Origin of the sequence: Streptomyces sp. NPDC058335, assembly GCF_042723915.1 — a bacterium.
GTDB lineage: Bacteria > Actinomycetota > Actinomycetes > Streptomycetales > Streptomycetaceae > Streptomyces.
Genome location: NZ_JBHXHX010000031.1, coordinates 1 through 26309, shown reverse-complemented (window position 1 = coordinate 26309; position 26309 = coordinate 1). Strand labels below are relative to the sequence as shown.

Here is a 26309-nt window from a genome sequence, read left to right as displayed (position 1 = left end):
CGAGGCAGGCTCAAGGCCGCCACCGCACATGGGCCGCGATCGCCAGGGACACCAGCATCGCGCCCATGAGCCAGCCGCCGAGGACGTCCGTGGGCCAGTGCACCCCCAGCCAGACGCGGGTCAGGCCGACGCCCACCACCGAGACGACGGCCACCGCCACCGCCGTACGCCACAGGGCTGCGCCGGCGCCGTGGCGGTGCAGGAGCCACAGGAGGAGGCCCAGGACCACGGTGGCCGTGAGGGCGTGGCCGGAAGGGTAGGCCGCGTAGTGGGCAGAGTCGACGGGGTCGGTCCACACCGGGCGTTCGCGGCCGAGCGCGGCTTTGAGGCCCTGTTGGAGGACCGTGCCGACCGCCGACACCGTGACCAGCCACGCCGCCGTCCACCATGCCGCGCGCCGCCACACCAGCCACACCGCCACCACTGCGCACAGCAGTCGCATCGTCAGCGGGTCCCAGACCCAGTCCGTCAGGATGCGGAAGGCGTGGGTGACGTCGGGGTCGGCGACGGCCCAGCGATGCGTCGTGCGGGAGACGTCTCCGTCGACGGAGAGCAGGGGATGCCACTCGACCGCCACCAGGATCAGCAGCACGAGCGAGCACAGGCCCAGGACGATCGCCGTACGGACCGCTGTGCGGTACGGCGACGGGGCGGGCGGGGAGTCGACGGAGGGGGAGTGCATGTAGTGATCCTTGCCGAACTCAGGGGTGTGAAGCCAACCCGGGGGCCGGTTCTCTCAGCCGAGCGCCCGCAACGCCGGCACCAGTGTCACCAGTACCGGTACCACCGGGACGAGCGAGGCCGCGGCCGTCAGCCGCAGCCTGTGGGCCGCCGTGAGCCGGTCCGCGGGTGTGAGCAGCCGGTGCACGCGCTGCGGGACGTGGGCCTGAGGGACGGGCGAGGTGCCGAAGACGCCTCGGTCCTCGTTCAGTTCGACCAGGGCGAGCGCGGTCGTCAGCCGGCCGAAGCGGCGGGAGGCCGTGTCGTCGGCGGCCAGCTCGACCAGGCGGTGCATCTCGGCGCGGAACGCGGCGAACACCGGAACCTGCGGGAAACCGGTGGCCAGCGCGGCCGAGCAGTGCAGCAGCCAGTCGTGCCGTGCCTGGGCGTGCCCCTGCTCGTGCGCCAGCACCGCGTCCAGCTGACGGCCCTTCAGGCGGCGCAACGCGGCTGTGGTGACGACGAGTCGGGGCACCCCGCCGGGCAGCCACCAGGCGTCCGACCGCTCACCCTCCAGCACCACGAGCCGCCCGGACGCGGGCTCCTCGCCCGGCAACAGCGGTGCCCGTAGGCTCAGTTCGTTCCGCTGGTGACGCAGTCTGCTGCGTGCCGCCGCGATCTCCCGGACCAGCATCGCCCCGCTCCACAGCCCGGCGCCCGCCAGGGCCACCGCGGTCGTCGCCGCCCAGGGGCCGGTCGCGCTCAGGGCGTACGCCTCGACGACCGCGTGCGGGGCCGGCGCGAAGACATGCCCGCGCACCGCCTGCCAGGCGGCCGCCGCGCTCAGCGTCATCGCCAGCGCGCAGCACATCAGCACCGCCGCCACCACGCACTGCCACACCCAGAGCGCGACCACCGGTTCACGGTCCGGCCAGTCCGCGCGGGCGAGCAACCGGGGAGCGACGACGGCGGTCAGCGCACCGAGCACCAGCAGCACCGCGGGGACCATCATGGTCAGCACCCTATGAGCGCCGTGCCGCTCAGGGGTACGGCTCGGTAGGGCAAAGTGACGTAGGCCACGAGTGCCCTCGCCGCATCGGGGTACGGCCTCAGATCGTCAGCAGCATCGCGAGCATCCCGATCCCCATCGACAGCCGGCAGGCCCGCGCCAGCTCGGGCCGGTCGCCCCATGCCAGGGCACGCCCCGCGGCGGGGCTCCCCGTGACTCCGGCCGCCGGCAGCAGCCGTACGCCGGCGACGAGGACGTACGCCGTGAAGTACACCAGCAGCCCGCCCGTGAGCAGCGGTACCCCGGAGCCGCCGTGCGCGTGGCCGGCCGTGGGGGAGGCGGTCATCACGGCCGCCATGTAGACCATGGCCGCGGCGCCCACCAGGTGATGCAGATGGTGCGGCCCGGTCCGGACCACCCACAGGGCCCGCAGCGCGACTCCGCCGAACAGCACCGCGTACACCGGCCACACCCACGCCGGCGGGGTGAACGCCGAGCCCGGTACCGCCATGACGGCCATCCCGAAGCCCATGAGCGCCTCGTCGCCCGCGGCCCGGCGCTGTGTCTCGTCGCTGCTGCGCATCCGCAGCAGGCAGTAGGCCCCGGTCGCCGCACACAACGCGACCAGCAGCCAGCCGGGCGAAGCCGGTCCGTGCACGCGCACCTCCCCGCTCGACGGACGGTCCAGGAATGCGATGCCCTCGGCACGCGGCGCGCACGCGAGCGCAAGGATGTACACGGGGAGCATTCGACGGAGCACGGGGGGTGAGGAGGGGGCGGCCGGGGAGAGCGCGGACATGATCTTTCACCAGTAAAACACCTGCTAAATTGGTGAAGTGAGCAGCAGCAGTGCGACCCCCCGGCAACCCCGTCCCCGTGTCCGTCTTCCGTTGGCCGGTGTGCTGCGGCTCGGGCGCCCTTCCGACATCTGGTTCAAGCCCGCGTTCAGCGTCGTCGCCGCGGTCGCCCCGCCCAACCTGATCCTGCTGGCGCTCGGCCGCCTCGACCTGGCGATGTACACGATGGCCGGATCCCTGTGCGCGCTGTACGCCCACCATCGCCCCTACGCCGCGCGCGCCCGCGTCCTGGCGCTGGTGGTGCTCGGCATGACCGGCGGGCTCGCCGTGGCGCTGCTCGCGGCCGCGCTCACGGCGAACGCCGTCGTCCTCGTCACCGTCGGCGCACTCCTCGCCGCCGCACAGAAGACGCTGTGCGACGCCACCAGGATCGGCCCGCCCGGCAACGTCGTCCTCACCTTCATCAGCTCCGCCGCGCTGTTCGCCCCGCAGACCCTCGGGCAGATCCCCGGCCACCTGGGTCTCGCCCTCGCCGTGGGCGGCTGGTCCTGGATCGTCGGCATGGCGCCGGGGCTCCTGCGCCCGCACGGCCCGGAGCGCCGCGCCACCGCGCAGGCGTTGAACGCGGCCGCCGCGTACGCCGCCACGCGCGGTACCGGCGAGGGCCACGCCCGCACCCGCGCGGCCGCGGCCGCCGCCGTGCACGCCGCCTGGCAGACCCTGCTGTCGGCCCGCGACGGGGACACCGGCCGGGCCCTGGAACGGCTCCTGGTCCGCGCCGAGGTGGCCCTCGCCGCGCCCACCGACACCGACCCGGTAGGGCTGCGCGGCTGGGCCCGCGCGCTGCGAGGCACCGGACCCGTCCCACGCCCCCGCGACCTCCTGGACGACGACGAACTCCTCGGAGTGGACACCGAACTCGCCTCCCCCCAACCGCGGTGGTGGCGCCGCCTGGGCCCCCTCGCCCCGCTCGCCGTCCGCACCGCCCTCGGCTGCGCCCTGGCCGGCTACGTCTCCCTCGCGCTCGGCATCGGCCGCCCCTACTGGGCCCTGGTCACCGCCGCATCCCTCTACCAGGCCAACGTCACCCTCACCTGGAGCCGTGGCGTCCAGCGTGTCGTCGGCAACCTCGTGGGCGTCCTCGCCTTCGCCGCGATCGTCCCGCTCGCCCACCTCCATCAGACGGCCCTGGTCCTCACCTGCCTCGCCCTGAACTTCGGCGCGGAGGCGCTGATCAGCCGCAACTACTGGCTCGGCAGCGTCTGCGTGACCCCGATGGCGCTCCTCATCACCGAGTTCGCCCACTACCAGGACGCCGGCACGCTGATCACCGAGCGGGTCGTGGACACCCTCGTCGGCGCGCTGGTCGGCTTCGTCGCCGCCGTCGTCGTCACCAACCGCCGCTCCGGCGACCGCCTCGACCACGCCCTGACGGCAGCCGAACGCGCCCGCGAAGCCGCCGCCCGCCTCCTCGCCCGGCCGCGCCCCGCCCCGGCGGCCCTGGAGTCCGCCCGCCGCGGCCTCGCCGCCGCACTCGTCGACCTGCGCGCCACCGCCGACGCCGCGACCGGCGAGTGGTGGCAGCACGCCCTGCCACAGGAGCGGGTCGTCGCGGCCGAACAGGCCGGACACCGTACGCTCGCCGCGACGGTCCGGCGCCAGGGACTCCTCCTGACCCGGCACAACGAGGCGAGAGCGGAGGACGTACGGCCATGACGGCGACGCAGGGACAGCCTGTGGACGGGGACGACGCGGGCGGGCCGGCCGGCGGTGGCGGGGGGACGCGGGGACATCGGGCTCGTCCTGCCGGGGACGACGCGGCGCAGGAGCGGTCCGTCGGCCGGGACGAGACCACGCAAGGACCACTCGGCGGCCACGACGCCGCGCAACGGCAGCCCACCGCGCAGAGCGAGCCTGCCGGGGCCGGGGCCGGGGCCGGGGCCGGGGCCGGGGCCGAGGTCGAGCGAGCGCAGCCCGCCGGGCCCGACGCCACGCCAGGTCGCCCCGCCCCCCGTGGCGACGGCGCCCGTACCGACACCGTCGCCTCCGTGGTGCGGCAGTGGCAGGCCGTGCGGCCCGAGCTGGACACCGGGCCCATGGAGATCATCGGGCGCGTCAACCGCTGTGCCGCGCTCCTGCAGCAGGCCGAGGACGCCCCGCTGAGGCGTGCCGGGCTCAGCCGGGCGGAGTTCGATCTCCTCGGTGCGCTGCGCCGCACCGGTCACGAGCTGACCCCCGGTGAACTCGCCCGCGAGACGTTCTCCTCGGGAGCCGCCGTCACCAAACGCGTCAAGCAGCTGACCGAACGAGGCCTGGTCGAGCGCCGCGGGGACACCCGGGACCGCCGCGTCGCCCACCTGCGCCTCAGCGAGGCCGGCCGCGCCCTGGTCGACGGCATCATGCCCGAGCAACTCGCTTACGAGAGCGCCGTACTGGCCGCCCTGGACGCCGACCGGCAGGATGAACTGGCGGGACTTCTCGGTGAGTTGCTCAGCCGGCTGGAGGGGCACATGCAGGCGCTGCGGATCTGAGGGCGCCGTGGGTCACCGCACGTCGTGGACCGTGCGGCGGTACGTGGAGCGCCGGTCGTCGATGCTCCGCCAGCGGTCGCCGTAGACGGTGCGGGTGACGCCCGGGTCGCGCAGGAAGTCGTGCGGGAAGCCGAGCGGTACGGCGCTCACCTCGTCCAGGCGGGCCACGGCGTCGGCGTCCAGGCGGACGTCGAGACAGCCGAGGTTGTCCGCGAGCTGGCTCTCCCTGGTGGCCGAGACGATCGGCACGACGTTCCCGGGGCGGCCGAGCAGCCAGGCCAGGGCCACCTGGGCCGGGCTCCAGCCGCCCTCCTCCGCGATCTCCAGGACGGCGCTGATCACCGCCGCCTCGCGCTGGTCCTCCTCACCGGACCCCAGCCGGCCGGACTCGCCCCGCCGGTACTTCCCGGTGAGTTTCCCGGCCGCGAGGGGCGCCCACGCCAGGACCGCCAGGTCGAAGGCCCGTGCCTGAGGCAGGAGTTCGCGTTCGGGGGTGCGTTCCAGCAGGTTGTACCGCAGCTGCGAACCGGCGAACGACGTCCACCCCCGCAGCTCCGCCAGGGTGTTGGCCTGCGCGATCTCCCAGGCGGGCCAGTCCGAGACGCCGATGTAGAGCACCTTGCCCGCGCGCACGAGGTCGTCGAGCGCGCGCATGACCTCGTCGACCGGGGTGAACTGGTCGCGGGCATGGACCCACAGCACGTCCAGCCGGTCGGTGCGCAGTCGGTCCAGGCTCGCCTCCACCGACTGCACGAGGTTCTTGCGGTGGTTGCCGGCGGCGTTGACGTCACCTTCGCGGATCGCGCAGGCGTACTTGCTGGCGAGGACGAACTCGTCGCGCCGCCCTTCGAGCAGTGCGCCGAGGAAGCGCTCGGAGTCACCCCCGGTGTAGATGTTGGCCGTGTCGACGAAGTTGCCGCCCGCCCGCGCGTAGACGTCCAGCATCTTCGCGCTGGTCTCCCGGTCCGCGCCCCAGCCTCCGTCGCCGCCCATGGTCATCGCGCCGAGGCCCAGCTCGCTCACGCGCAGACCGGTCCGGCCGAACAGTGTGTACCGCATGCCGTGGTTCCCCCCTGAAAGGCATTCGACTGAAAGTCATTCGAAAGGCACTGGTGGGACAGACGCTAGGGGCTGAAGCGCGCTCGAAGGCAAACCCAGGTGCCGGTTCAGTACTCGTCGTCGGCCCGGTACACGCCGAACACCGCTCCCCGCGGATCCCGCAGCACCGCGATCCGTGGGCCGTTCGGCACGGAGGCCGGTTCCGTCAGCGCCGTGCCGCCCGCCTGGCCGGCCGCCGCCGTCGAGGCGTCCACGTCGGCCACCGCGAAGTACGGCAGCCAGTGCGGCGGCACCTCGGGCGGGAACTTGTCGTCCATCGTGATCATGCCGCCGAAGTCGGCGCCGCCGACGCCCCACTGCGTGTAGTGCTCCGAGGTGGCCACGGTCCAGCCGAACACGGTCGTGTAGAAGGCCTCCGCCCGCGCGGTGTCGCGGGTGAGCAGCTCCACCCAGCCCAGCGAGCCGGGCGCGTTGAACAGCCCCGCGCCCGGGAAGGTGCGGGCCTGCCACAGCTGGAAGGCCGCGCCGCCCGGGTCGAGGGCGACCACGAAACGGCCCACGTCGAACACGTCCATCGGGCCGACCAGCACCTTGCCCCCGGCCTCCTCGATCATCCGCGCGGTGACGTCGGCGTCGGACACCCCGAAGGACACGTTCCAGGCGACCGGCCGGCCCTGCTGGTAGAGCGGGGTGAGCGCGGCGACGGCCGCGTCCCCGAGATGCGCGACGGTGTAGCCGCCCGCCTCCTGCCGCGGATCGGTCTCGCACCGCCAGCCGAACAACTCCGTGTAGAACCGCTGGGCGGCGGCCAGGTCATCGGTCCCCAGCTCGGCCCAGCAGGGCCCACCGGGCACGGGCGCGTCGAGCTTCATGGCGTTCCTTCCGCAGGGAGCACCCCCTCCAGCACGCTAAGCCCGAGCCCGCTCCGCGGCATCCCCTGAGGTCAGATACCCGGGCGGTAGCGCAGCGGATGGTCGGCCGGCACCTCCACCAGGACGATCGGCGTACCGTCCGGGTCGGCGATCCACATCTCGACCAGGCCCCACGGCTCCTTCACCGGAGGCCGGACGATCCGCACCCCGGTGGCCGTCAGCTCCTCGTGGGCCGTCGTCACGTCCGGGACCTGCATCCACAGCCGTACCGCGGGGTCCGGCGGCGTCTGCGCCCGCCCGGAGACCTCCAGGAACCCGCCGCCGAGGAAGTAGACGGTGCCCCGCTCCGGGCCCGTACCGAACTCGCGGTACACGGGGAGGCCCAGCTGCTCCCCGTAGAAGGCGCGGGAGCGCTCGGGGTCGGTGGGGTGGAGAAGGATTCGACTGCTGAGTACATGCACCATGCATCGGGAGCCTAGACGCCGGTTAGGCTCGGCGGTGCCCAGCCGCGCGACAGATGATCCGGAGAGCCCCGCATGGACACCACCGCCACCGAGTTCAGCTTCCGTGACGCCACCGACGCCGACGTGGACGCGCTGGTCGCGCTCGTCGACTCGGCCTACCGCGGGGACGCCAGCCGGGCCGGCTGGACCACGGAGGCGGACCTCCTGGAGGGACAGCGCACCGATCCCGAGGGCGTCCTGGAGGTCATCAAGTCGCCCGGCACCCGGGTGCTGACCGTGGAGCAGGCGGGCCGGATCGTCGCCTGCTGCCAGCTCGAACACCGCGGCGACCACGCCTACTTCGGCATGTTCGCGGTCAGCCCCACCGTCCAGGGCGGCGGTCTCGGCAGGACGGTCCTGGAGGAGGCCGAGCGCCGGGCCCGCGCCGACTGGGGCGTCACCGAGATGCACATGACGGTGATCTCCCTGCGCGAGGACCTGATCGCCTGGTACGAGCGGCGCGGCTACCGCCGTACCGGACGGATGACGCCGTTCCCCTACGGCGACGAGCGCTTCGGCATCCCGCAGCGCGACGACCTCGAGTTCGAGCTGCTGGTCAAGCCCCTCGGATGAGGTTCACGCCGTGAGGCGGCCGGTGTGCCTGATCTCCGGCCGGTCGGTGGTCGCGCCGTCGAGGCCGAAGGCCCGGACCAGCCGGAGCTGGTCCGGCGTGTTGACCACCCAGCCGATGATCCGCAGGTCGTGCCCGCGGGCCTCCTCGACGATCTCCAGGGTGAGCCGCCGCAGGTTCAGGCACACCGTCGCGGCCCCGACCGCCACCGCCCGCTCGACGATGTCCCGGTGGTAGCGGCTTGCGATGAGCGCGGTGCGCACCCCGGGCACCAGCCGGGCGATCTCGGCGATCGCCTCGTCGTGGAACGAGGACACCTCCACCCGCTCCACCAGGTTCCGTTCGAGCATCACCTCGGCGAGTGCCCGCGCCGCCTGCACGTCCTTGATCTCGGCCTGGAGCGGCACCGACACCGCGGCCAGGACCTCCTCGAAGACCGGCACCCGCTCGCCGAGTCCCGCGTCCAGGGCGCGCAGCTCCGCGAGGGTGTGGTCCGCGATCGGCCCGCTGCCGTCGGTCGTGCGGTCCACGTCGGCGTCGTGCATGACCACGAGCGCGCCGTCCTTGCTCAGGTGCAGATCGAGTTCGACGGCGTCGAGACCGGCCCGCTCGGCGGCGACGAACGACCTGAGGGTGTTCTCGGGTTCGACGCCCATGACGCCGCGGTGGCCGATGGTGAGGAGGTTCAAGAGGTGGCTCGCTTCCCTGGACGGACCGGTGCGCCGGCGCGCGCACCGCGGGGATCCCTACCCAGCGGCCCGCGCCGAAAGCATCTGCCCACACGATGACATGCAGGAAAAAACGCGGTGACCATGACGTCACGCAGGATAATTTCCCGAAGGTCATCTTGCTGGAGGAAACCTCTTATGCGTACGGTGTCCAGACGTGAGGTTCTCCTGTGGAGGATGGGACATGACGCAGATTCTTGTGCAGGTGGGTACGGAGGAGCGGGTTCCTCCCGTGGCCAGGGTGGTGGAGCACCCGGCCTGGCCCGTGCTCAAGGATGCCGTGGAGCGGATCCGGCCCTGGCAGGCGAAGGACGGATCGATCGACTTCACGGCCGAGGATGCCCCCGAGCGCGCCGACGCCGAAGAGGCCGTGAACCGGGTGGCCGCCGCGGTCGAGGAGCTGTCGCCGCTGCTCCCGCACGACGTGGACTACCACCGCGCCCTGGTGCGGGACCTGCGCCGGTGGGCCGAGGGCGGCTTCGAGGTGCCGGACTTCCTGGACTCGCTGCTGGCCTTCCAGCCCGCCGCGAACCGTGCGGACGGACTCCAGCACCTGGTCGTCTTCCCGATGTACACGCAGAACGGCAACCCGGACCGCAACCTCGAGGCGGTCGTGCTGCGCATGGTCTGGCCGGACTGGCTGGCCGAGCTGGAGCGCACCCGCTTCGACAACCCGCTGTTCTGCGGCATCACCTTCGAGGACTTCACGGCGGGTTACGACACCAACTCCGCCGTCCTCTTCCCGGAGACCATCGCCGTCCGAGAGGCGCCGGAACGATTCTCCTGGGGCGGCATCTTCTGCGACCGCGAGGCCGCCCGCTTCCGCCGCGTCACGGACGCCGCCGTGGACATCCTGGGCCTGGAACTGCCCGAGGACATCGCCGCCATGGTCCACGACCAGAAGCGCTGCGAGGAGGCCTTCGTGCTCTGGGACATGGTCCACGACCGCACCCACAGCCACGGCGACCTGCCCTTCGACCCCTTCATGATCAAGCAGCGCCAGCCGTTCTGGATGTACGGCCTGGAGGAGCTGCGCTGCGACCTCACCGCCTTCAAGGAGGCCGTGAAGCTGGAGGCCGACGGCGTCCCGCAGGCCCGTGACGTGCAGTACGCGGTCCTCTTCGACCGCATGTTCCGCTTCCCGGTCACCGGCGAGCGCGTGCGCAACTACGACGGCCTCGGCGGCCAGCTCCTCTTCGCCTACCTGCACAGGCACGACGTCGTCCGCTGGACCGACAACAAGCTGCACATCGACTGGCAGCGCGCCCCGCAGGTCACCAACGAGCTGTGCGCCGAGATCGAGAAGCTCTACCGCGACGGCATCGACCGGCCCAAGCTCGTGCACTGGTTCGCCGGCTACGAGCTGGTCTCCACCTACCTCGCCCCGCACCCCGGCTCCAAGTGGGCCAAGGGCCCGGACGCCCTGGACCTGACCCAGCCGCCGCGCAAGCTCGTCGACGACGTGCTTCCGGACGAGTTTCCGCTGAGCATGTTCTATGAGGCACTCTCCAAGAAGCTGAAGAACGTGATCGCCTCCACCAGGGGCATCACGGCGGACGGTGCCGAGCGGATCGCCGCGTGAGCGACCTGCGTACCGAGAACGCTCAGGAGGCGAGGACCATGGGGAACGGGGCTCTCAGCGGTGCGGTGATCGCGGTGGCCGGCGCGGGCGGACCCGCCGGCCGGGCGGCACTGATCAGGCTCGCGGAGGCGGGCGCGACGGTGGTGGGCGCGGACAACGATCCGGAGCGCCTCGCGGAAGCCGTGGACGCGGCGAGCTACGCCTCCGGCGGCGCGACCGTCATGGGCGAACCGGTCGACCTGCTCGACCTGCGGTCCACCCAGGAGTGGGCCGCGCGCGTCGAGAAGGACTTCGGCCGGGTGGACGGTCTGGTGCACCTCGTCGGCGGCTGGCGCGGCAGCGAGACCTTCACCAAGACCAGTCTCGACGACTGGGACTTCCTGGAACTGCTGCTCATCCGCACCGTGCAGCACACCACCCTGGCCTTCCACGAGGCGCTCCAGCGCAGCGACCGCGGCCGGTACGTCCTGATCAGCGCCGCGGGCGCGAGCAGCCCCACCGCGGGCAACGCGGCGTACGCCGCCGCAAAGGCCGCCGCCGAGGCGTGGACGCTGTCGATGGCCGACTTCTTCCGCAAGGCCGGGGGCCCCGACGGGCCGACCTCCGCGGCGGCGATCCTGGTGGTGAAGGCGCTGGTGCACGACGCGATGCGCGCCGACCGGCCCAACGCGAAGTTCGCGGGATTCACCGACGTCAAGGACCTGGCCGAGGCCATCGCCGACGTCTGGGAGAAGCCCGCCGCCGAAGTGAACGGACACCGTCTGTGGCTCACCGAGAAGCCGTGAACCCACCCCGGACCGACGCGCGTCGCCATCACGACCCGGAGGTCCGCGGTTTCGCCAGCGACAACTACGCCGGCGCCCACCCGGAGGTGATGGCCGCCCTGGCCCTGGCCAACGGCGGCCACCAGGTGGCGTACGGAGAGGACGACTACACCGAGAACCTCCAGCGCATCGTCCGCGGCCACTTCGGGCCTACGGCGGAGGCGTTCCCGGTCTTCAACGGCACCGGCGCCAACGTCGTCGCGCTCCAGGCGGTCACCGACCGCTGGGGTGCGGTGATCTGCGCCGAGAGCGCCCACATCAACGTGGACGAGGGCGGCGCCCCGGAGCGCATGGGCGGCCTCAAGCTGCTCACCGTGCCGACGCCGGACGGCAAGCTCACCCCCGAGCTGATCGACCGGCAGGCGTACGGCTGGGAGGACGAGCACCGGGCGATGCCACAGGTCGTCTCGATCACCCAGAGCACGGAGCTGGGCACGCTGTACACGCCCGAGGAGATCCGCGCGATCTGCGAGCACGCCCACGCGCACGGCATGAAGGTCCACCTGGACGGCTCCCGCATAGCCAACGCGGCCGCCTCCCTGAACGTCCCGATGCGGACGTTCACCAACGCGGTCGGCGTCGACATCCTCTCGCTCGGCGGGACGAAGAACGGCGCGCTGTTCGGCGAGGCGGTCGTGGTCATCGACCAGGACGCCGTCTCCCACATGAAGCACCTGCGCAAGCTGTCCATGCAGCTCGCCTCCAAGATGCGCTTCGTCTCGGTCCAGTTGGAGGCTCTGCTCGCCAAGGACCTCTGGCTGCGCAACGCCCGGCACGCCAACGAGATGGCGCAGCGCCTGGCCGAGGGTGTGCGCGCGGCGCACGGCGTGGAGATCCTCTATCCGGTCCAGGCCAACGGCGTCTTCGCCAAGTTGCCGCACGACGTGAGCGAGCGCCTCCAGAAGCGGTTCCGCTTCTACTTCTGGGACGAGTCGGCGGGCGTGGTCCGCTGGATGTGCTCCTTCGACACGACCGAGGAGGACGTGGACGCCTTCGTGGCGGCGCTCAAGGAGGAGATGGCCCGCTGAAGGCAGGCCGACAACAGCAGAACCGAAGAGTGCATAGATATGCGGTTGCCTGAAAAGTAATTGACGTTCGGGTGATCGTGTTCCTATGCTCTCCAGGCATGGAGCTGATCCAGGAAACCCCCGACCTGTCCGCGTACTTGGCCGCCGACGAGGTCATCGACCATCACCACCCGCTGGTCCGGGACACCGCCGCGCGGCTGGCGAAGGACGCGGACGACTCGTATGCCTATGCACGGCTGGCCTTCGAGTTCGTGCGGGACACCATCCCCCACTCGCAGGACTCCGGCGACCTGCGGGTCACCTGGCGCGCCTCCGACGTACTGGAGCGGCGCACGGGCATCTGCTACGCCAAAGCCCACGCACTGACCGCCCTGCTGCGAGCCGAGGACATCCCCACCGCGCTCTGCTACCAGACGTTCGACGTCGTCCACGGACTGGTCGCCGTCCGCTTCAACGGCGCCTGGCACCGGCAGGACCCACGCGGGAACAAGCCCGGCGTGAACGCCCAATTCTCCCTGGACGGCGAACAGTTGGCCTTCCTCCCCGACGCCGCCGCCGGCGAACGCGACCACCCCGTCCTGTACGCCGCACCGCCCCTGCCCGTCCTGCGCGCGCTCCGGGCCGCCTCCGACCGCCCTCACCTCTGGAAGACGCTCCCCACCACGCTGTGAGGACACCCCCGCCGCGCACCCGGCCGGTCGCAGTCGCTAACCTCCCCGGCATGCGCAATGGGGGAGAGGCCGGAGAGGCCGATGCGGACGGGAACGACGAACTGCGGCACGAGGGCGGGCCGCCGGCGGACCCCGTACCCCCGACGCTCCTCGGCCGGCTGAAGAAACACCGGCTGCTCGCCTCCGCCGTCGCCCTCGCCCTGGTCGCCACCGGCGTCGCCGTGCCCCTGGTGCTCGCCGGCTCGGACGACGGCCCGCCCTGCCAGGAGATCCCGGCCGCCACCCGCGCCCTCGCCGGGGACCCCGCGGCCGCGACCCGCGCCCTCGACCCGGGCGACGACCTGAGGCGTTTCGGCGCCGTACGCGCGCTCCTCGCGCACGAACACCCCTGCGGCGACGGCGGCGAGGTGCTCGGCGCGGTCGTGGACGCGGCCACCCGCGCCACCGGCCCCGACGCACCGCACACCCTCGCCCAGGCCCGCGCCGCCTTCGCGGCGGTCGCCGCTTCGAACGACGCCGAGCTGCCCGACGGCATGGCACCCGGCGTCGCCCGCATGCTCGGGCAGTACATCGTCGACCAGCACCGGTTCCTCAGCGTCGCCGCCGACGCCGACCTGCCCGCCGTCTCCGCCGAGTCGGCGCGGCCGAACGACGAGGGCTGGACGACCTACGGCCGCTTCCTCGCCCCCGGCGAGGCCCATGCCGACTTCGAGCACACCCAGCCCCACACGTACGTCAAGGCCGACCCGGTGGATCTGATCGCTGAACTCGCCAAGGACCCACAGGCGTTCGCGATCCTCTACGCCGCCGAGCGCGCCTGGTTCGCCTACTACCTGGAGCGGCTCGACGGACGGGGCAGCGACTCCGGCTACCACCCGAAGCCGGGCAACAGCAAGGACGGGTACGACTCGCCCCAGACGTACTGGGTCGACAGCGACATCGAGCACATGACGGACCGGATCGGCGCCCTGATGGCATACAGGTCCCAGCACGCCCGCACCGGCACCATCCCCGACCTCACGGCCTTCGACGCGGCCGTACGCCGGTACACCCCCGGCGTCTACCTCGCGGGGGAGCGGCAGGTGACCAGCCGGCCGCCGATGGCCTCCATCGCCGCGCGCAAGCCCTCGGGGCGGGCGGACAAGGACCTCATGGACGCCCGGCACCAGCTGAACAGCGTGCTGGACGCCTGGGCGGCGGCCCGTCGGATACCGGCGGCACGCGCCACCGCCCTGCGGCAGGTCATCGACAACCGCTACGTACGGGCGCTCTGGATGACCAGGTGACCTCCGGGCGTCAGCCGGCGGCCTTCAGGTCCGTGCAGCCCCGCCGTTCCGCCTGAGTCCGGGCGAACGCGTCCAGCAGCGCCCGCTGCTTCGCCGCGTCGACGCCAGGGATGTCCTTGGAGGCGTCGAGTGCGAAGTGGGCGGCTTCACCACCGCAGCGGGCACTCGCCGTCAGTGCGGGGCTGAAGAGATCGTCATCGGTCACGAGGCGGGTGCTCCAGTCACCGAACCAGGCGACGAAGTTCATCCCCTTCGCGCTGTCATCGGTGTGGTCGTCCCCGAGGGTGAGGTCGCAACGGCCGGTCGGTGCCCCGTCGTTGAGCTGGACGTCGAGCTTCCAGCGGGCCGCGTCCGGCAGACCCGCGTCGGCCGGCCAGCCGCAGGGCGTGTCACGGGCGGCGGCGAGCGGAATCGTCTTCGGCTTCTCCTCATGGGGGTCGGCAGGGCTGACCCCCTTCGGCACCTTCAGCGGCTGCGCCCCACAGCCCACGTGCTCCGAAGCGGAGTTGGTGAAGGCGACGGCCACCTCGTAGGCCGCGGGCTGACGCCACGGGGCGTTGTTGTTGATCCCGGCACTGACCAGCATCTTGCGCTGTCGTCCGTCCGCGTCCTTGCCCAGGTCGGGGCAGGGCAGCAGGAACGTGAGGGTGCTGAAGCGGCCGATGAACCCGGGCAGGCCCTCGGGCATCGCCGCCTGCGACTCCAGGCCGCTCTCAGGGAAGACCCGCATCAACGCCCGGTCCTGGTCGTCGCGCAGCGTGTAGGCCCTGAGGCCCAGCAGCGCCCAGTCCCCGCTGTGCTCGGTTTCCACGGAGAGGTCGCAGCTGTAGTCACCGAGCTGCTCCACCCCGCCCGACGAGCTGTCCTTCACCCGCGCGTCCTCGGGAAGCAGGTCGCGCACGGCGTCGCCGGGCAGCACCCCGTCACAGGCCGTGCGGATCGTCCACCACTCGTCGAAGTAGGGCCGGGCGATCCAGCCGGCCAGACCGAGCACCAGCACAGCCGCCATCGACACCTTGATCCAGCGCCGCATCCTCGCCCCCGTAGCGCGTTCGGCAGACGAAGCCCGGCCGATGGCCGCACAGGGCCACGGACACCGGGCTTCCGGTTCCTGGCCGGGACCCTATCGACCGCCGTGCCGGTCCCCGGGGGCGGGGGAGGAGGTCAGCGGGCCTCGGCCGCGCGCACCTGCTCCGGTGTCGGAGCCGTACCGCCCAGATGGGCCGGCATCCACCAGGTGTCGTTGGCGTCCTTGGGGCGGACCGGGTAGGCGCGCTGGGCGGCCTCCAGCAGCTCCTGGACACGCTCGCGCACCTGGCGGGTGATCGCGCCCGCGTACTTGTCGCGGGAGGCCTCGAGCGCCTCGCCGACCCGCATGGTGATCGGGGTGTGGCTGCGCTTGAAGTTGCGCGGGTGGCCCTTGGTCCACAGCCGCTGCGTCCCCCACACGGCCATCGGCACGAGCGGCACGCCCGCCTCCTGGGCCAGGCGCGCGGCGCCGGACTTGAAGGTCTTCAGCGTGAACGACTCCGAGATGGTGGCCTCGGGGAAGACGCCGACGATCTCACCGGAGCGCAGCGAGTCCAGCGCGTGGGCGTAAGCGGCCTCGCCCTGCTTGCGGTCCACCGGGATGTGCTTCATGCCGCGCATCAGCGGGCCGGAGACCTTGTGGCGGAAGACGGACTCCTTCGCCATGAAACGAACGAGACGTTTCTGCGGGAGGGCCGCGAGGCCGTTGAAGATGAAGTCGAGGTAGCTGATGTGGTTGCTCACCAGCACGGCTCCGCCCGAGCGCGGGATGTTCTCCGACCCCTGGCAGTCGATCTTGAGGTCCCAGACCTTGAACAGTGTCTGGGCGAGGCCGACGACGGGGCGGTAGACAAGCTCTGCCATGGGCGAGGCGAACCCTTCCTGATCTCTGCCCGGGAACGGCTCCCCGGCGGCAAAGTTACGCAGCCGTAGGTTTACGGCATCTCGCAGATCGTGCCCGAAGAACGGCCGGGTAGCCAGTCCTCGCGCCCGCTAACCGCGAGATTCTCGTCACGTCCGCCCCCTTGATCCACCTCGGGCTTTTAACTCGCCTTTACTACACTCGTACCGTCATCCGCCGTACGAGCAGGTACATCTCGCAGCCCAGGCAGTACCCGAAAGCGGCATTGAGGAACGCCGCCGCGAGTGCCGCCCCGGTCGCCGCCAGCCCCAACCAGTCGGCACCCAGGGCGAAGCCGAGCAGACCCACCCCCGCGAAGGTCAGGCCCACGGCCTGCGCGAACCGCGGCGGCTGCGGCGCCTCGAAAGCCGTGGGCGGCCCGAGCCTCGGGCGGACGGCCACCCGGAACGCCCAGCCGTACGGCGAGCGGCCGACCCCGCCGGCCGCGCCGAGCCCGAACGCCAGCGTCTGCCACGCCAGCAGCCACGGGTTCTGGGTGATCAGTACGACCGCCAGCACGACGGTCGTGACGGCCGCCCCGAACCGCGGCCCTCTCGCATCAATGTCCATGAATCAAGCATTCCGCAACGGAAAGGCCAGGGGGAGTCGGGAATCTTTGCAGTCTGGTGAATGCTTGTGCGGATGATGACCGGACTCATGGTGTGCGTGGCGGTGCTCGCGGTGGCGAGCGCCTGCGGAGTGGTGCACCGACGGCGGAGCGGGAGGGTGCGCGTGCGAGGGCGCGACGAAGGACAGCGGCTCGGGGCCGACCGGCTGGGCGGCGAACTCGGCGAGCGGGCCACGCTCGTGCAGTTCTCCAGCTCCTTCTGCGCTCCCTGCCGGGCGACGCGCCGGATCCTCGGCGAGGTGGCGGACCTGGTCCCCGGCGTCACCCACATCGAGATCGACGCCGAGGCGCACCTCGACCTGGTCCGGGAACTCGCCGTCCTCAAGACCCCGACCGTGCTGGTCCTGGACGCCGACGGTCACGTCGTGCGCCGCGCCACCGGACAGCCCCGCAAGGCCGACGTGATCGCGGCCCTGGGCGAGGCGGTGTGAGTACGTGCCGCCGCCGGTGAACCGGCTCCCGGATGCCGGAACGCACTTGACTGCACGCGCCACCTATCGTCAGCCTGACCGTATGCCTGAGGAACTCCTTCTCCACGGACGGGTGCACGTCGACCTCGTCCGTACCGCGAGCGCGCGCTGTCCGGGCCGTTGAGCAGCCACGCACCCGCTCGTCGCCCCCGGCAGAAGGACCAGGACAGCTCCATGACGGCCACGCCCGACCTCGGCACCCCTCAGCTCGCCTCCCCCGACCTGCTGCGCTCCGTCTTCCGCCGCCACGCGGCCGGCGTGGCCGTGATCACGGCGCCCGGCGAGACCGGGCCGGCCGGCTTCACCGCCACCTCCCTCACCTCCGTCTCCGCCGAGCCGCCGATGCTCTCCTTCGGCATCGGCACCGGCGCCTCCAGCTGGCCGGCGGTCTCCGCGGCCGGCCATGTCGGCGTGCACATACTCGGCGACCACCAGCGGGAGCTGGCCGCCACCTTCGCGCGCAGCGGCGCGGACCGGTTCGGCGCACCGACGTCCTGGCGTGAGGGCCCCGAGGGGGTTCCCGTACTGGACGACGTGCTGGCCTGGCTGGTGTGCCGGGTCGTCGCGCGCGTGCCCGCGGGGGACCATCGGATCGTCCTGGCCGAAGTGGTCCTGGGCGATCCCGCGGGCGCGGGCCGCCCGCTGCTCTACCACCAGGGGCGTTTCACCGCTCTGCGGGATTGATCACTGTCCGGCGCTCCTGCGGGGCCCTCGGGTTCCGATTACGCTGCGTTGCAGAGGTCACAGTTCAAAGCGCTTGCTTAGCGGGCAGGAACTAGGTGTACTGACGAGTAATATTTCGTTCGGGAGCGCAGGCCGCCCCGATCGGGATCGGCCGCTTGTGGCGCCTATGCTGCCTGAAAGAAGGCAGCCAGAACTGACGATGCAGTAGGAGAGCCGGCGTGAGCTTGAGGATCGTTGTCACTGTGAAGTACGTGCCCGACGCCACTGGCGACCGGCACTTCGCCGATGACCTGACCGTCGACCGGGACGACGTGGACGGTCTGCTCTCCGAGCTCGACGAGTACGCGGTCGAGCAGGCGCTGCAGATCTCCGAGAACTCCGACGACGACGTGGAGATCACCGTCCTGACGGTGGGCCCCGAGGACGCCAAGGACGCGCTTCGCAAGGCCCTGTCCATGGGCGCCGACAAGGCGATCCACGTCGAGGACGACGACCTGCACGGCACCGACGCCATCGGCACCTCCCTGGTGCTGGCCAAGGCGATCGAGAAGGCCGGTTACGACCTGGTCATCTCCGGCATGGCCTCCACCGACGGCACCATGGGCGTCGTCCCGGCCCTGGTGGCCGAGCGCCTGGGCGTTCCGCAGGTCACCCTGCTGTCCGAGGTCTCCGTCGAGGACGGCACCGTCAAGGGCCGCCGCGACGGCGACACCGCCTCGGAGCAGCTCGAGGCCTCCCTGCCGGCCGTCGTGTCGGTCACCGACCAGTCCGGCGAGGCGCGTTACCCGTCCTTCAAGGGCATCATGGCCGCCAAGAAGAAGCCGGTTCAGTCCTGGGACCTGTCCGACCTCGACATCGAGGCCGAGGAGGTCGGTCTGGACGGTGCCTGGACCAAGGTCGAGACCGCGACCGCGCGTCCGGCCCGCACCGCCGGCACGATCGTCAAGGACGAGGGCGAGGGCGGCAAGCAGCTCGCCGAGTTCCTCGCGGGCCAGAAGTTCATCTGAGTCCCCACTCGCCGACCGCCCCTCACTTCGTTTCGCAGGAGAGCAATCCCATGGCTGAAGTCCTCGTCTACGTCGACCACGTGGACGGTGCCGTCCGCAAGCCCACCCTGGAGCTGCTGACCCTGGCCCGCCGTATCGGCGAGCCGGTCGCCGTGGCCCTCGGCAACGGCGCCGCCGACACCGCGCCCGTCCTCGCCGAGCACGGCGCGGTCAAGGTCCTCACGCACGACGCGTCCGAGTACGCCGACTACCTCGTCGTACCGAAGGTGGACGCGCTCCAGGCCGCCGTCGAGGCCGTCTCCCCGGCCGCGGTGCTGGTGTCGTCCTCCGCGGAGGGCAAGGAGATCGCCGCCCGCCTCGCGCTGCGCACCGGCTCCGGCATCATCACCGACGCCGTCGACGTCGAGGCCGGCGACGAGGGCCCGGTGGCCACCCAGTCGGTGTTCGCCGCGTCCTTCACCACCACGTCCCGTGTCGTCAAGGGCACCCCGGTCATCACCGTGAAGCCGAACAGCGCCGCCGTCGAGGCCGCCCCGGCCGCCGGTGCGGTCGAGGCCCTCGCGGTGACCTTCTCCGCCCAGGCGACCGGCACCAAGGTCACCGGCCGCACGCCCCGTGAGTCCACCGGGCGTCCGGAGCTGACCGAGGCCGCGATCGTCGTCTCCGGCGGCCGCGGCGTCAACGGCGCGGAGAACTTCGCGATCATCGAGGCCCTCGCCGACTCGCTCGGCGCGGCCGTCGGCGCCTCGCGCGCCGCGGTGGACGCCGGCTGGTACCCGCACACCAACCAGGTCGGCCAGACCGGCAAGTCCGTCTCGCCGCAGCTCTACATCGCCAACGGCATCTCCGGCGCCATCCAGCACCGGGCCGGCATGCAGACCTCGAAGACGATCGTGGCCGTCAACAAGGACGCCGAGGCCCCGATCTTCGACCTGGTCGACTACGGCGTCGTCGGCGACCTCTTCGACGTCGTCCCGCAGCTCACCGAGGAGATCAAGGCCCGCAAGGGCTGATCCCCGACCGCCGCTGTACGAGGCCCCCGTGACCGAGCCGGTCGCGGGGGCCTCGGCTCGTCCCGGGGTCCTCATCCCAGGGTCACCGAGGCGCACACCGGCAGATGGTCGCTGGGGTACCGGCCGTCCAGCGAGAAGGTGTCCACCCACGTCCGGTGGACCGTGACCCCCGGCGTCGCCAGGATCCAGTCGATACGGTCCCCGCCGGACTGTGGACCCCGGTACGCGTGGAACGTCCCGTATGCCGGGCCGCGCCGCTCCGCCGTGTCCCAGGTGTCGACGAGGCCGCCGCCCAGCAGGGTGTCGTGGATCGTGCTGCGGTGCGCGGGGGCGTTGAAGTCGCCGGTCACCAGCAGGGGCAGGCCGGGATCGAACGCGGCGAGCCGCTCGACGATCATCGCGGCGGCGCGTTCACGGGCGTACTGGCCGGCGTTGTCGAGGTGGGTGTTGACGAGGCAGAACTGCCGCCCGGCCGCCTTCAGATCGCGGAACCGGACCCAGGTGACCATCCGGGGATGGGCCCCGCCCCAGGTGTTGGAGCCGCGCACGGTCGGGGTGTCGGAGAGCCAGAAGTGGGCGTGCTCGACCGGGGCGAGCCGCCGGGTGTCGTAGAAGACGGCCATCGACTCGTCGTCGCCCCCGCCGCGGCCGGTGCCGATCCAGTCGTAGTGGGCTCCGAGGTCGGCCTGGATGTCGCGCAGTTGAGGCGGTTCGCCCTCCTGGGTGCCGATGACATGGGGCGCCGCCGCGCGCAGCAGGGCGCGCATCACCGGACGGCGGGCCGCCCAGCTGTGGGGTTCCCTGGTGCTGGGGAACCGGAGGTTGAAGGTCATGACGTCCAGGTCCGGGACGACGGCAGCCTCCCTGATCGACTCGCCTTCGGCCGAGGGGACCCGGACGGCCGACGAGGCCCGGAGCGTGCCGATCAGGGGAACGCCGACGGCGGCGGCCGCCACGGTCCTCAGTCCCGTGCGCCGCGTGAGTCCTGAGCTGTCCGCCAAGTGGCCCCCCTTTCGCCCTCGTGCGCCAGGGTGATTGTACGAACGCGCGAACGGAAGAGGGCCTCGCGCCGGAAGTCGGCGGAGGGCGGGAAGGGAGGCAAGAGAGGGAAGGGATCAGGGCGTGGACAGGGTGTTGACCCACGAGAAGCACCACGGTTAGCTTCGTTCAACGGATTGTTGATTCCGTACAGCGGAAAACAGAAGGGTGTGGGAATGGGTCAGGGTCAGCAGGAGACGGTGTCGACGAGCCTCGCGGGTGCCGTCAGCGAGGAGATCAGCGCCTCCCTCGCCCCGGTCGACGCCGAACTCGAACGCCGCTACCCCGGCGACCCCGGCACCCGCCAGCCCGTCCACACCGTCTACGTCCCCGGGGACGCCTTCGCCGCCGACACCCTCCGCTCCTGGGGCGACCGGGCGCTCGCCGCGCTCGACGAGCACGCCCCCGACGCCGCCTCGTTCGCCGCAGTCCTCGGCCTGTCCCGTGAACTCGCCGGGCCGGTGTACACGCGTGTGCGCGCCAAGCTGGAGCGCGAGCCGATCGAGGACCTGCGCGTCGACTTCGAGGACGGCTACGGCCCCCGCCCGGACGCCGAGGAGGACGAGGCGGCCGCCCGCGCGGCCCGGCTGATCGCCGAGGCGTACGCCAAGGGCACGGCCGCCCCCTACATGGGCATCCGCATGAAGTGCATGGAGGCCGCCGTCCGCGACCGCGGCATCCGCACCCTGGACATCTTCCTCACCGGCCTGATGGAGGCCGGCGGCCTGCCCCACGGGCTGGTGCTGACGCTGCCGAAGGTGACGTACCCCGAGCAGGTGACCGCGATGGTCCGGCTCCTGGAGGCCTTCGAGAAGGCGCGTGGGCTCACCCCCGGCCGGCTCGGCTTCGAGATCCAGATCGAGACCAGCCAGGCCATCCTCGCCGCCGACGGCACCGCCACCGTCGCCCGCATGATCCAGGCCGCGGAGGGCCGCGCCACCGGCCTGCACTACGGCACCTTCGACTACAGCGCCTGCCTCGGCGTCTCCGCCGCCCACCAGGCCGGCGACCACCCGGCCGCCGACCACGCCAAGGCCGTCATGCAGGTCGCCGCCGCGGGTACCGGCGTACGCGTCTCCGACGGTTCCACCAACGTCCTGCCGGTCGGCCCCACCGGCCAGGTCCACGACGCGTGGCGCCTGCACTACGGCCTCACCCGCCGCGCCCTGGCCCGCGCCTACTACCAGGGCTGGGACATGCACCCCGGCCACATCCCGACCCGCTACGCGGCCGTCTTCGCCTTCTACCGCGAGGGGTTCGCGCAGGCCGCCGAGCGCCTCTCCCGGTACGCCGACCGGGCCGGCGGCGACGTGATGGACGAACCGGCGACCGCCAAGGCCCTCAGCGGCTACCTGCTGCGGGGCCTGGACTGCGGCGCCCTCGACGCGGCCGAGGTGACCGACGCGACCGGGCTCACACGAGCCGCCCTGGAGGGCTACGCGGCACCGCGCCGGGGCGATCTGACGGCGTCCGGGCAGTAACCGCGGAAAGCGGGAGGGCCGGCCGGAGCGTGGGCCGCTCCGGCCGGCCTTCGGTGTTCAGTCCCGGCTACTGCTCGGGAAAGGTGTACGGAGTGGTGATGATCTCCATCCCGTGCCCCGCGGGATCCATGAAGTACAGGCCCCGCCCGCCGTGGTGGTGGTTGATCTCACCCGGCTGCTTTCCGTGCGGATCGGCGAAGTACGTGATCCCGGCTTCCCTGATCCGCGCGAACGCGGCGTCGAACTCCTCGTCGGAGACGAGGAACGCGTAGTGCTGCATGGCGATGGACTCCGCCGGGATGGTGGCGAAGTCCAGGGTGACGCCGTTGCTGGTGGCGACCGGGATGAACGGGCCCCACTCGGCCCCGACCTCGAGTCCCAGGATGTGGGCGAGGAACTCGGCGGACTCCCGGTTGTCACGGGAGTGGACGATCGTGTGGTTCAGCTCTACAGACATGTGTGGAATGCCTCCGTAAGGCAAACTCACGGGCACCTCCATGCCTCACCCAGCCGGTGACCGACACGCGATGCCGTGTGATGATCCTAACGGACGCGGAGGTGCTCCAGCCCGGAACGGGTCACCATCCGCTCCTTCGCGAACAGCTGTGTACCGCGCTCGCAGAGCCGCGCGTCGGCCCTGGCGCGGACGCAGAACTCCTCCGGCGTCACGCCGAACATCCGCCTCAACTCGGTTGATCCCAGCAGGAGTTCGGTGATCAGGGAGTGCTGTCCCGGATGGCCGCGCGGCACTCCGTCGCCGCTGTGCAGGACGCCGTGGCGGTTGACGTAGGCGAACACCCCGGACAGCGTCCCACCGTCGTCCAGCCCGATCCGTACCGACGCTTCGGGCAGCCGGACCCGGTCGAAGTTCGGCTCGGTCGCGTCGACGACGGCGAGCTGCTCGGTGTCCAGCCAGATGACGAACAACTCCCGTGTGACACCGGGTGCGTGGACGGGGGACGCGGACACGTACCCCAGGATGCTCACATGCGCCGACACGCCCACGTCGATGCCCGTGACCCGGGTCCGGACCATGGGGATCGGCGAGGTGAGGGCGAACGCGGCCATCTTGTGCCGCAGTTGACCGGGGCAGGCGTTGGAGCCGACGGCCAGGACGGGCGTCCGGTCCGGGAACGTCAGGCGGTCCAGCGGCAACAGCCGGTCCCCGTCGAGCAGCCCGGACTCCGTCGGCCAGACGCCGGGATACATCAGCGGATGGTCACGCGGGGCGTCGGCCAGGCCGAGCGCCTCCAGCGTGCGGTCCTCCTCGTGTCCCTCCACGCCGGGCTCAGTCCGCCGGGGGCAGCTCGCCCGAGCCACGGGTGATGAGCCGGGTGGGCAGTTCGATGCGCTCGGGGGCGATCAGAGTGCCGTCCAGCTGCCGGAACAGACGGTCCGCGGCGGTACTGCCGATGGCGGCGGCGTCCTGCGCGACCACCGTGACGCCCGGCTGGAGCAGGTCGGCCAGCTCCAGGTCGTCGAAGGCCACGAGGGCGACACGGCGGTTCTGCTCGGCGAGCACCCGGATCACGGTGACCGTGACCCGGTTGTTGCCCGAGAACACGGCGGTGACCGGTGCCGGCCCGGACAGCATCTGCTCGGCCGCCCGGCGGACCCGCCCGGGATCGGTGGCGCCCAGGGACATCCAGGCGTCCTCGACGGCTATCCCCGCGTCCTCCATCGCCGCCCGGTAGCCCCGCAGCCGCTCGGCCGCGGTGTGGATGCGCGGCATGTCGCCGATGAAGCCGATCCTGCGGTGCCCGTGCGCGACGAGGTGGGCGACGCCCTCCCGGGCCCCGCCGAAGTTGTCCGACAGGACGCAGTCGGCGTCGATCCGCCCCGCGGGCCGGTCCACGAACACCGTCGCCACGCCCGCCTTGATCTCCGGCTCCAGATAGCGGTGGTCGTCACCGGCCGGGATGACCACGAGGCCGTCCACCCGGCGCGCGCACAACGCCAGCGCCAACTCCTGTTCCCGGTCGGGGTCCTCGGCACTGGAGCCGTTGATGAGCAGCGCGCCGTGCGCCCGCGCCACCTCCTCCACGGCCCGGCTGAGGGGGCCGTAGAACGGGTCGGCGAGGTCTTCGAGGACCAGGCCGACGGTGGCGGTGCGGCCCTTGCGCAGGACGCGCGCGCTGTCGTTGCGGCGGAAGCCGAGCGCGTCGATGGCCTCCTGGACGCGCCGCTCCGTCTCCGGCGTGACCCCCGGCTCGCCGTTCACCACGCGCGAGACGGTCTTCAGTCCGACCCCCGCGCGTGCCGCCACGTCCTTCATGGTGGGACGATTGCCGTAGCGGTTTCCGGAGATGCCGACTGCGCGGCGGGGCGTCTCGGGCACGGTGCGGGTCCTGTCCTGTTGTCCGCGGAGACGCCTGCGGTGCGTGCGTCCCGGGAGGTGGGTGAGGATGTGCCGACGAGCATAGGGCCTGGACAACGTTGTCAGATGCGGGAGAGACTGTCCACCGCAATCCCGGCCCACGTCCCCACCGCTGGACCGGCCAGCCCTTTTCCGATGGTTGACGGGGAGAACCGAGACTGATGCACACCGACCTCGTGGCCGCGCTGGACATCGGCGGCACCAAGATCGCCGCCGCCCTGGTGGACGGCGACGGCGCGATTCTGGTCCGCGCCCAGCGGCCCACGCCCGCCCAGCAGGACGGCGACACCGTGATGCGGGCCGTCGAGCAGGTGCTCGGGGACCTGACGGCCTCGCCGCTGTGGGAGCGCGCCCGTGCCCTCGGCATCGGCAGCGCCGGCCCGGTGGACGCCTCCGCCGGCACGGTGAGCCCGGTCAACGTGCCCGGCTGGCGGGACTACCCGCTGGTCGAGCGGGTACGGGCCGCCACCGGGAACCTCCCCGTCGAGCTGATCGGCGACGGCGTGGCGATCACCGCCGCCGAGCACTGGCAGGGCGCCGCCCGCGGCCATGACAACGCCCTGTGCATGGTGGTCTCCACCGGCGTCGGCGGCGGTCTGGTCCTGGGCGGCCGGCTGCATCCCGGCCCCACCGGCAACGCCGGGCACATCGGCCACATCAGCGTCGATCTCGACGGCGACCCGTGTCCGTGCGGGGCGCGCGGCTGCGTGGAACGCATCGCCAGCGGGCCGAACATCGCGCGGCGGGCCCTGGAGAACGGCTGGCTGGCCGGCCCGGACGGCGACACCTCCGCCGCCGCCGTGGCCGCCGCGGCCCGCGCGGGCCACCCCGTCGCGGTGGCCTCCTTCGAGCGCGCCGCCCAGGCCCTGGCCGCCGGCATCGCCGCCGCCGCGACCCTCGTCGAGATCGACATAGCGGTGATCGGCGGCGGCGTCGGCAAGGCGGGCGACGTCCTGTTCACGCCCCTGCGTCGGTCCCTCTCCGACTACGCCACCCTGTCCTTCGTACGGAAGCTGACCGTGGTGCCCGCGCAGATGGGGACCGACGCCGGGCTGGTGGGCGCTGCCGCCGCGGCGCTGGCGAGCGGGCCGGAGATGACGGCCGCCGGGGTCTGAGCGGAGCCCTGGACAGCCGTCCCGGAGGAACGTTCCCTCACCGGGACGTCCCGCCCGCTCCGGAGCGTGTCGCGGTCGGCGCGTGACCTCACGCGGGCTGCGCAGTTGATCCGGGCATGAAGAAGCGCAGCATGCTCGCCATCGCCTCCCTCGCCACCGGTTTCGTCGTCGCGGCGATCACCCCCTCGCACGGCCTCGGCGGTGAGGACCTCGACGGACTGAACGTGGGGGACACCCTCAGCACCCTCGACCACACGATCGCCAGCGACAGTCTCGCGGTCGAGGAGAACGCCCTGGGCCAGACCGACTGACGGATTCCGCACCTGGCCGTGGGGGGGGGGGGCCCCCCCCCCCCCCCCCCGCCCGCCCGGGCGGGCGCCCCCCCCCGCGCCGGGGGGTGGAGGGGGGGGGGGGGGGGGGCGCCCCCCGGGGGGGGGGGGGGATA

The 26309-nt window shown here is 72.2% G+C and carries 29 protein-coding genes; 15 read left to right on the top strand and 14 right to left on the bottom strand.

The genetic code is table 11. From position 1 onward, the window contains the following. Window positions 1-10: 10 nt before the first annotated feature. The 3 genes from ACFWJX_RS38220 to ACFWJX_RS38210 form a co-directional block, all read right to left on the bottom strand. On the bottom strand, window positions 11-682 hold the full coding sequence (locus tag ACFWJX_RS38220; RefSeq protein ID WP_383251313.1) for a phosphatase PAP2 family protein: 672 nt from the start codon (window positions 680-682) through the stop codon (window positions 11-13). Window positions 683-736: 54 nt separating this feature from the next. Further along, window positions 737-1672 (bottom strand): M56 family metallopeptidase, encoded by a 936-nt coding sequence (locus ACFWJX_RS38215; protein ID WP_383251311.1) that lies wholly within the window; start codon window positions 1670-1672, stop codon window positions 737-739. Window positions 1673-1769: 97 nt separating this feature from the next. After that, the gene (locus ACFWJX_RS38210; RefSeq protein ID WP_383251414.1) at window positions 1770-2327 is read right to left on the bottom strand and encodes a DUF5134 domain-containing protein; all 558 of its coding nucleotides are present in this window, start codon (window positions 2325-2327) and stop codon (window positions 1770-1772) included. A 178-nt stretch (window positions 2328-2505) separates the two neighbouring features. Between ACFWJX_RS38210 and ACFWJX_RS38205 the strand changes: the two genes are divergently transcribed. Next, a complete protein-coding gene (locus ACFWJX_RS38205) occupies window positions 2506-4182 on the top strand; it encodes an FUSC family protein (RefSeq protein ID WP_383251309.1) in 1677 nt (558 codons plus the stop codon). A gap of 332 nt (window positions 4183-4514) precedes the next feature. Next, window positions 4515-4997 carry a MarR family winged helix-turn-helix transcriptional regulator gene (locus ACFWJX_RS38200; RefSeq protein ID WP_383251412.1) on the top strand — a complete coding sequence of 161 codons (483 nt, stop codon included), beginning with the start codon at window positions 4515-4517 and terminating at the stop codon, window positions 4995-4997. A 12-nt stretch (window positions 4998-5009) separates the two neighbouring features. Here the strand turns inward: ACFWJX_RS38200 and ACFWJX_RS38195 are convergent, their stop codons facing one another. The 3 genes from ACFWJX_RS38195 to ACFWJX_RS38185 form a co-directional block, all read right to left on the bottom strand. Next, complete coding sequence (locus tag ACFWJX_RS38195) at window positions 5010-6056, bottom strand: aldo/keto reductase (RefSeq protein ID WP_383251307.1); 1047 nt, start codon at window positions 6054-6056, stop codon at window positions 5010-5012. Between the two features lie 107 nt (window positions 6057-6163). Next, a complete protein-coding gene (locus ACFWJX_RS38190) occupies window positions 6164-6928 on the bottom strand; it encodes a VOC family protein (protein ID WP_383251305.1) in 765 nt (254 codons plus the stop codon). 71 nt (window positions 6929-6999) lie between these two features. Then, window positions 7000-7392 (bottom strand): VOC family protein, encoded by a 393-nt coding sequence (locus ACFWJX_RS38185; RefSeq protein ID WP_383251303.1) that lies wholly within the window; start codon window positions 7390-7392, stop codon window positions 7000-7002. Window positions 7393-7464: 72 nt separating this feature from the next. On the opposite strand from ACFWJX_RS38185, the gene ACFWJX_RS38180 reads away from it, so the two are divergent. Next, complete coding sequence (locus ACFWJX_RS38180) at window positions 7465-8004, top strand: GNAT family N-acetyltransferase (protein WP_383251301.1); 540 nt, start codon at window positions 7465-7467, stop codon at window positions 8002-8004. A 3-nt stretch (window positions 8005-8007) separates the two neighbouring features. Here ACFWJX_RS38180 and ACFWJX_RS38175 read toward each other — a convergent pair whose 3' ends face one another. Further along, window positions 8008-8691, bottom strand: coding sequence for a glycerophosphodiester phosphodiesterase (locus tag ACFWJX_RS38175; protein ID WP_383251300.1), 684 nt, complete (start codon window positions 8689-8691; stop codon window positions 8008-8010). Between the two features lie 223 nt (window positions 8692-8914). Here ACFWJX_RS38175 and ACFWJX_RS38170 point away from each other — a divergent pair, with 223 nt between their 5' ends. The 5 genes from ACFWJX_RS38170 (at window position 8915) to ACFWJX_RS38150 (ending at window position 14121) form a co-directional block, all read left to right on the top strand. Then, window positions 8915-10312 (top strand): DUF6421 family protein, encoded by a 1398-nt coding sequence (locus tag ACFWJX_RS38170; protein WP_383251298.1) that lies wholly within the window; start codon window positions 8915-8917, stop codon window positions 10310-10312. Window positions 10313-10350: 38 nt separating this feature from the next. Then, window positions 10351-11097 (top strand): SDR family NAD(P)-dependent oxidoreductase, encoded by a 747-nt coding sequence (locus ACFWJX_RS38165; protein WP_383251296.1) that lies wholly within the window; start codon window positions 10351-10353, stop codon window positions 11095-11097. After that, window positions 11094-12164, top strand: coding sequence for a threonine aldolase family protein (locus tag ACFWJX_RS38160; RefSeq protein WP_383251294.1), 1071 nt, complete (start codon window positions 11094-11096; stop codon window positions 12162-12164). Before ACFWJX_RS38165 ends, ACFWJX_RS38160 begins: the two co-directional genes overlap by 4 nt. A 98-nt stretch (window positions 12165-12262) precedes the next feature. Beyond that, window positions 12263-12835 carry a transglutaminase family protein gene (locus ACFWJX_RS38155; protein ID WP_383251292.1) on the top strand — a complete coding sequence of 191 codons (573 nt, stop codon included), beginning with the start codon at window positions 12263-12265 and terminating at the stop codon, window positions 12833-12835. A gap of 50 nt (window positions 12836-12885) precedes the next feature. Next, window positions 12886-14121: a hypothetical protein gene (locus tag ACFWJX_RS38150; protein ID WP_383251290.1), complete on the top strand. Its 1236-nt coding sequence runs from the start codon at window positions 12886-12888 to the stop codon at window positions 14119-14121. Between the two features lie 10 nt (window positions 14122-14131). On the opposite strand, the gene ACFWJX_RS38145 is transcribed toward ACFWJX_RS38150, so the two are convergent. The 3 genes from ACFWJX_RS38145 to ACFWJX_RS38135 all read right to left on the bottom strand — a co-directional run bounded on the left by ACFWJX_RS38145 (window position 14132) and on the right by ACFWJX_RS38135 (window position 16621). Continuing rightward, window positions 14132-15154, bottom strand: coding sequence for a hypothetical protein (locus ACFWJX_RS38145; protein ID WP_383251288.1), 1023 nt, complete (start codon window positions 15152-15154; stop codon window positions 14132-14134). A 131-nt stretch (window positions 15155-15285) separates the two neighbouring features. Further along, the gene (locus ACFWJX_RS38140; protein WP_086765783.1) at window positions 15286-16014 is read right to left on the bottom strand and encodes a 1-acyl-sn-glycerol-3-phosphate acyltransferase; all 729 of its coding nucleotides are present in this window, start codon (window positions 16012-16014) and stop codon (window positions 15286-15288) included. A 193-nt stretch (window positions 16015-16207) separates the two neighbouring features. After that, window positions 16208-16621, bottom strand: coding sequence for a DUF4395 domain-containing protein (locus tag ACFWJX_RS38135; protein ID WP_383251286.1), 414 nt, complete (start codon window positions 16619-16621; stop codon window positions 16208-16210). Window positions 16622-16696: 75 nt separating this feature from the next. On the opposite strand from ACFWJX_RS38135, the gene ACFWJX_RS38130 reads away from it, so the two are divergent. The 4 genes from ACFWJX_RS38130 (at window position 16697) to ACFWJX_RS38115 (ending at window position 19853) form a co-directional block, all read left to right on the top strand. After that, entirely contained in the window at window positions 16697-17110 is a 414-nt protein-coding gene (locus ACFWJX_RS38130; RefSeq protein WP_383251410.1) for a TlpA family protein disulfide reductase, read from the top strand. A gap of 213 nt (window positions 17111-17323) precedes the next feature. Beyond that, the gene (locus ACFWJX_RS38125; RefSeq protein ID WP_383251284.1) at window positions 17324-17833 is read left to right on the top strand and encodes a flavin reductase family protein; all 510 of its coding nucleotides are present in this window, start codon (window positions 17324-17326) and stop codon (window positions 17831-17833) included. A 218-nt stretch (window positions 17834-18051) separates the two neighbouring features. Next, window positions 18052-18840, top strand: coding sequence for an electron transfer flavoprotein subunit beta/FixA family protein (locus ACFWJX_RS38120; protein WP_383251282.1), 789 nt, complete (start codon window positions 18052-18054; stop codon window positions 18838-18840). Window positions 18841-18890: 50 nt separating this feature from the next. Next, window positions 18891-19853: an electron transfer flavoprotein subunit alpha/FixB family protein gene (locus ACFWJX_RS38115; protein ID WP_383251280.1), complete on the top strand. Its 963-nt coding sequence runs from the start codon at window positions 18891-18893 to the stop codon at window positions 19851-19853. A gap of 71 nt (window positions 19854-19924) precedes the next feature. On the opposite strand, the gene ACFWJX_RS38110 is transcribed toward ACFWJX_RS38115, so the two are convergent. Beyond that, window positions 19925-20854, bottom strand: a complete 930-nt coding sequence (locus ACFWJX_RS38110) for an endonuclease/exonuclease/phosphatase family protein (RefSeq protein ID WP_383251278.1) — start codon at window positions 20852-20854, stop codon at window positions 19925-19927. 213 nt (window positions 20855-21067) lie between these two features. Here ACFWJX_RS38110 and ACFWJX_RS38105 point away from each other — a divergent pair, with 213 nt between their 5' ends. Then, window positions 21068-22372 carry a DUF6986 family protein gene (locus ACFWJX_RS38105; RefSeq protein WP_383251276.1) on the top strand — a complete coding sequence of 435 codons (1305 nt, stop codon included), beginning with the start codon at window positions 21068-21070 and terminating at the stop codon, window positions 22370-22372. A 67-nt stretch (window positions 22373-22439) separates the two neighbouring features. On the opposite strand, the gene ACFWJX_RS38100 is transcribed toward ACFWJX_RS38105, so the two are convergent. From ACFWJX_RS38100 to ACFWJX_RS38090, 3 genes are all read right to left on the bottom strand, one after another. Next, the gene (locus ACFWJX_RS38100; protein WP_383251274.1) at window positions 22440-22829 is read right to left on the bottom strand and encodes a VOC family protein; all 390 of its coding nucleotides are present in this window, start codon (window positions 22827-22829) and stop codon (window positions 22440-22442) included. An 86-nt stretch (window positions 22830-22915) separates the two neighbouring features. Continuing rightward, entirely contained in the window at window positions 22916-23581 is a 666-nt protein-coding gene (locus ACFWJX_RS38095) for a hypothetical protein (protein ID WP_383251408.1), read from the bottom strand. Window positions 23582-23660: 79 nt separating this feature from the next. After that, a complete protein-coding gene (locus ACFWJX_RS38090; protein ID WP_383251272.1) occupies window positions 23661-24710 on the bottom strand; it encodes a LacI family DNA-binding transcriptional regulator in 1050 nt (349 codons plus the stop codon). Between the two features lie 200 nt (window positions 24711-24910). Here ACFWJX_RS38090 and ACFWJX_RS38085 point away from each other — a divergent pair, with 200 nt between their 5' ends. After that, on the top strand, window positions 24911-25864 hold the full coding sequence (locus tag ACFWJX_RS38085) for an ROK family protein (protein WP_383251270.1): 954 nt from the start codon (window positions 24911-24913) through the stop codon (window positions 25862-25864). 116 nt (window positions 25865-25980) lie between these two features. Beyond that, complete coding sequence (locus ACFWJX_RS38080; RefSeq protein WP_383251268.1) at window positions 25981-26175, top strand: hypothetical protein; 195 nt, start codon at window positions 25981-25983, stop codon at window positions 26173-26175. The last annotated feature ends 134 nt before the right edge of the window (window positions 26176-26309 follow it).